This is a genomic window from Loigolactobacillus bifermentans DSM 20003 (assembly GCF_001434575.1).
GTDB lineage: Bacteria > Bacillota > Bacilli > Lactobacillales > Lactobacillaceae > Loigolactobacillus > Loigolactobacillus bifermentans.
In genome coordinates, this window is record NZ_AZDA01000060.1 from 1 (window position 1) to 3,739 (window position 3,739).

At 45.0% G+C, this 3,739-nt stretch carries 6 protein-coding genes and 1 tRNA gene; all 7 read left to right on the plus strand.

What is annotated here, in order from left to right; translation table 11 throughout:
• Positions 1-200 precede the first annotated feature (200 nt).
• The 7 genes from FC07_RS08090 (at position 201) to FC07_RS08115 (ending at position 3,718) form a co-directional block, all read left to right on the plus strand.
• Complete coding sequence (locus FC07_RS08090) at positions 201-461, plus strand: hypothetical protein (protein WP_057904619.1); 261 nt, start codon at positions 201-203, stop codon at positions 459-461.
• A 5-nt stretch (positions 462-466) separates the two neighbouring features.
• Complete coding sequence (locus FC07_RS16295) at positions 467-598, plus strand: hypothetical protein (RefSeq protein WP_268888236.1); 132 nt, start codon at positions 467-469, stop codon at positions 596-598.
• Between the two features lie 118 nt (positions 599-716).
• On the plus strand, positions 717-1,265 hold the full coding sequence (locus FC07_RS08095; RefSeq protein ID WP_057904620.1) for a DUF1836 domain-containing protein: 549 nt from the start codon (positions 717-719) through the stop codon (positions 1,263-1,265).
• On the plus strand, positions 1,246-2,106 hold the full coding sequence (locus FC07_RS08100; protein WP_057904621.1) for a DegV family protein: 861 nt from the start codon (positions 1,246-1,248) through the stop codon (positions 2,104-2,106). The genes FC07_RS08095 and FC07_RS08100 overlap by 20 nt, the downstream gene beginning before the upstream one ends.
• Positions 2,107-2,115: 9 nt before the next feature.
• Positions 2,116-2,826: an HAD family hydrolase gene (locus FC07_RS08105; RefSeq protein ID WP_057904622.1), complete on the plus strand. Its 711-nt coding sequence runs from the start codon at positions 2,116-2,118 to the stop codon at positions 2,824-2,826.
• 43 nt (positions 2,827-2,869) lie between these two features.
• Positions 2,870-2,942 (plus strand) — tRNA-Ala (locus FC07_RS08110).
• Positions 2,943-3,325: 383 nt separating this feature from the next.
• Positions 3,326-3,718, plus strand: coding sequence for a virulence RhuM family protein (locus FC07_RS08115; RefSeq protein WP_057904623.1), 393 nt, complete (start codon positions 3,326-3,328; stop codon positions 3,716-3,718).
• Positions 3,719-3,739: the final 21 nt, after the last annotated feature.

Here is a 3,739-nt window from a genome sequence, read left to right on the forward strand (position 1 = left end):
TAAGAAAAGCCCCACAATCATTAGACTTCTTGTCTAACAATTGTAGGGCACTTCAATGTGCTGGTCGCTTTTTAGTTTCTTAAACAAATTAAGAAATCCATTGCAAAAGCATCATACTTTGTTCATATGAATTTAGGGTCGTTTTAAGCCGGCCTGGGTAAACTATCATTATTCAATACAAAAAGAAGGAAGTTGATCCCATGCTACTTGAAACCCAAAACTCAATGAAAAACATCCTGACCGCACAAATCGTCAAAATTGCTTACCCCCAAGTCACGGCGCGGGACGAATCGGGGCAAGTCATTGAAATCGCAACCTCTGAAAAAGAACGGACGGACCCCCTTTTCTGGGCCGCCCTTAAAAATATTCTGAAAGCCGGCCTGTGGGTTCCAGTGGGCCGCCACTTTCACCAATTGTTAGACTTTGACTGGATGGCCCCTGCCACCGAGAAAGGAATGTGATCACCATGTTAAGAACAATCGAAATTATTTTAGTCGCGTTAGTTGCCGTTTTATTCCTCGGCCAGATCAGTGTGATCCGCATCAATCATGTAAGCCAAGGCGCGCCACTGTGGCACCGGCGCCGATCCATTAAATAATGGTTAGCAACCAGTAGCCAAACCGCTACTGGTTTTTATATGCTTTTCATCTGGTTTACAAAACTAGATGATAAAGTTATACTAACAATATCAAAATCAAAACTGGAGGCTTTTTCATATGTCTGAACAACCGGCGTCATTTCAAAATTGGCTCACTACCTTCCAGTCGTTTCACTTACCGCATTGGCAAGACTTTCCCGATTTTGAAATCTATATGGATCAATTGGTGAATCTGGTGAATCAATATTTAGAACCCTTGATGCTGGACCCAGTGACTCCCACCATGATCAACAATTACGTCAAAAAACAAGTGATGTTTAAACCCAATAAAAAGCGTTACCGCCGGGAGCACCTGGCTGCCGTTGTGACGCTGACCTTGCTTAAAACCGCTTTTCCATTGGAATTGATCAAGGAAGGGTTTAACACGGAGCTGACCAACTTGTCAGCCGAAGCCGCCTACGAACACTTTGTCACCACTTTTACCGATAAAGTGCAGGCCTTAAGCGTCACGCAACCACAACCGTTACCCAGCGCTGACTTTACACCAGCACTGGTATTACAGGAAACTGCTGCGACGACCATTATTTATCAATTGACCAGTAAAGCGCTGATGGAACTCACCTCAGCCAACAAAGGAGTATCTGCTCATGACAAAAGCACCAAATAACGTTGCCATTCTCGTTGATTCTTGTTCTGATGTACCGGCTGATTTTATCGCCGCCCATCATTTGTACATGGTTCCCATGACCATTACTTATCAAGATCGCGTTTATTTAGATAAAGTCACCATTGACCCTGAAACTGTTTATGCCAATTTAGACCAAGAAGTGCCTAAAACGGCCTCACCAACCGGTAATTTGATTATGGAAGCTTTCGAAAAAATCAAGGCAGATGGCTATGAAGCTGTCATTGCCATTTGTATTTCCAGCGGCCTTTCCGGCACGTTCCAACAAGTTGAGTTGGCGGCCCGGGTCTCTGGCCTCGATGTTAGCGTGATCGACACCAAAAACATCGGGATCGCCAGCGGCTTTGCGGCGATTTTAGCCACTGAACTCAGCGAAGCCGGCTTGCAAAAAGGCGAAATCGAAGCGCGGGTCCGCACAGTGGCCAAACAAACTACCGTTTTCTTCTACGTGCCAACCTTAACTTACTTGCAAAAAGGCGGCCGCATCGGCCGTGTTGCTGGACTTGCCGGCAATTTACTGAACATTAAACCGATTATTTCCTGCGATGAGGATGGCATCTACTACCCTGTGGCCAAAGCGCGCGGCGAAAAGAAAGCCTTAAAGAAAATGCTGGACCTCGTCGCCACCACTATCGGTGACCATCAAAGCTTTAATTTAGCTGTGGCTGACGGCGCTAATCCAGAAATTGCGGCGAAAATGGTCACCACCTTAAAGGCCGCTTACCCACAAGCAGAACACCTGTATACCGGCAATATTTCGCCAGCCTTAGGCGTGCACACTGGCCCTGGCCTGATTGGCCTAGGCATTCAGTTGTTGGATTAGAGGCGGCAGATGACAGCTTTTATATTCGATGTGGACGACACCTTATATGACCAGCGACAGCCATTTCAACAAGCCTTTGACGCCACCTTTGATTTGCCGGATGTCCCACTGCAACAAGTTTATTTGCTCAGCCGTCAACTGAGCGACCAAGTCTTTCACGACACTGAAACTGGCAAACTGCCGATTCAGGCCATGTGGATCTACCGCATTCAAGGCGCTTTGGCCCACTATCACCATACCATCAGTGATCAGCAGGCCCTGGCCTTTCAAACCGCTTATCAGGCGGCGCAACACCGTATCACCCTGCTAAACGACGTGCGCCAAACACTAGATTTTTGCCAACAACAGCACGCGACTTTAGGCGTGATCACCAATGGGCCCGACACCCACCAGCGTGCAAAAATCGCACAGCTTGGGCTGACAAACTGGATTCCGAACCAACAAACCTTTACCTCAGGCGGCCTGCACCTGGCTAAACCAGATCCACGCATTTTCCAACACGTAGCCCGACAATTGCACCTGAACCCTCACCAAACCTTCTATGTCGGTGACTCCTTCGAAAATGACGTCATTGGTGCCAAACAGGCCGGTTGGCAATCGATTTGGATCAACCGCCAGCAACGCCCACGCCTACACCACCAGGCCCAGCCCGACTTTATCGTCAACGCGCAACAGTCTTTGCTACAAACCGTCCAAACAATTTTGCAGCAAAAGGGCTAACATTTTCCAAATTTTGTGCTAAAATAGAGTCCGTTGGTTTTTCGGGCCTTTAGCTCAGTTGGGAGAGCGCTTGCTTCGCATGCAAGAGGTCGTCGGTTCAAATCCGGTAAGGTCCATATTGAAGTTTTAAATCAGTTTAAATCGTTAAATTAACCCTTTAGAAACACTGTTATGGCAAGCTTTGGCCATAGCGGTGTTTTATTTTGTTTTAAATCAATTTATAAGATCAGGAATAGTCTATCAGTTAAGTACCACAACTTTTAATTTTCCCGAATTTAAAATTGAACTAAAATATTGCGCTTAAAAATCCACTAGCAATTATCATTCATAGGCACACGACTACAGATTCAATTTTTAGATGAGATTCGTGAAAGAACGCTTGTTCCCCGTTCAAAAACATGTTATAGTCGGTATTAATGATAGGAACGGCTGAAATAATACTGAGTTCCAAGGAATAAAAAGCGTTAGCTGTCAGCTTGATACGGAGGTCATTCACAATATGACAAAAGAAGCCAAATTTCTATTATACAAACTTGATAACAGTCCTGTCAGTGTCGATGTATTAATCAGTGATGAAACAATTTGGGCGACTCAAAAATCAATTGCTGACCTTTTCGGTGTAGGTATTCCTGCAATCAATAAGCATTTAAGCAATATCTATGAATCAAAAGAACTGGATAGAAATCGAACTATTTCCAAAATGGAAATAGTTCAAAAAGAAGGTACTAGATCCGTTACACGTGAAACGACCTTTTACAACCTAGACGCCATCATTTCAGTTGGTTACCGCGTTAATTCCCTTCAAGCAACGCGATTCAGACAGTGGGCCACCAAGACGCTGAAAGAATACATGATTAAACCTGAATTATGCATATCTTTTCCTAAACCTTAACGAGAATGCTGCTACACCATC

Bases quoted from the DNA above. Each gene is read 5' to 3' on its own strand.
- FC07_RS08090 (WP_057904619.1), top strand. From the start codon at position 201: ATGCTACTTGAAACCCAAAACTCAATGAAAAACATCCTGACCGCACAA.
- FC07_RS16295 (WP_268888236.1), top strand. From the start codon at position 467: ATGTTAAGAACAATCGAAATTATTTTAGTCGCGTTAGTTGCCGTTTTA.
- FC07_RS08095 (WP_057904620.1), top strand. From the start codon at position 717: ATGTCTGAACAACCGGCGTCATTTCAAAATTGGCTCACTACCTTCCAG.
- FC07_RS08100 (WP_057904621.1), top strand. From the start codon at position 1,246: ATGACAAAAGCACCAAATAACGTTGCCATTCTCGTTGATTCTTGTTCT.
- FC07_RS08105 (WP_057904622.1), top strand. From the start codon at position 2,116: ATGACAGCTTTTATATTCGATGTGGACGACACCTTATATGACCAGCGA.
- FC07_RS08115 (WP_057904623.1), top strand. From the start codon at position 3,326: ATGACAAAAGAAGCCAAATTTCTATTATACAAACTTGATAACAGTCCT.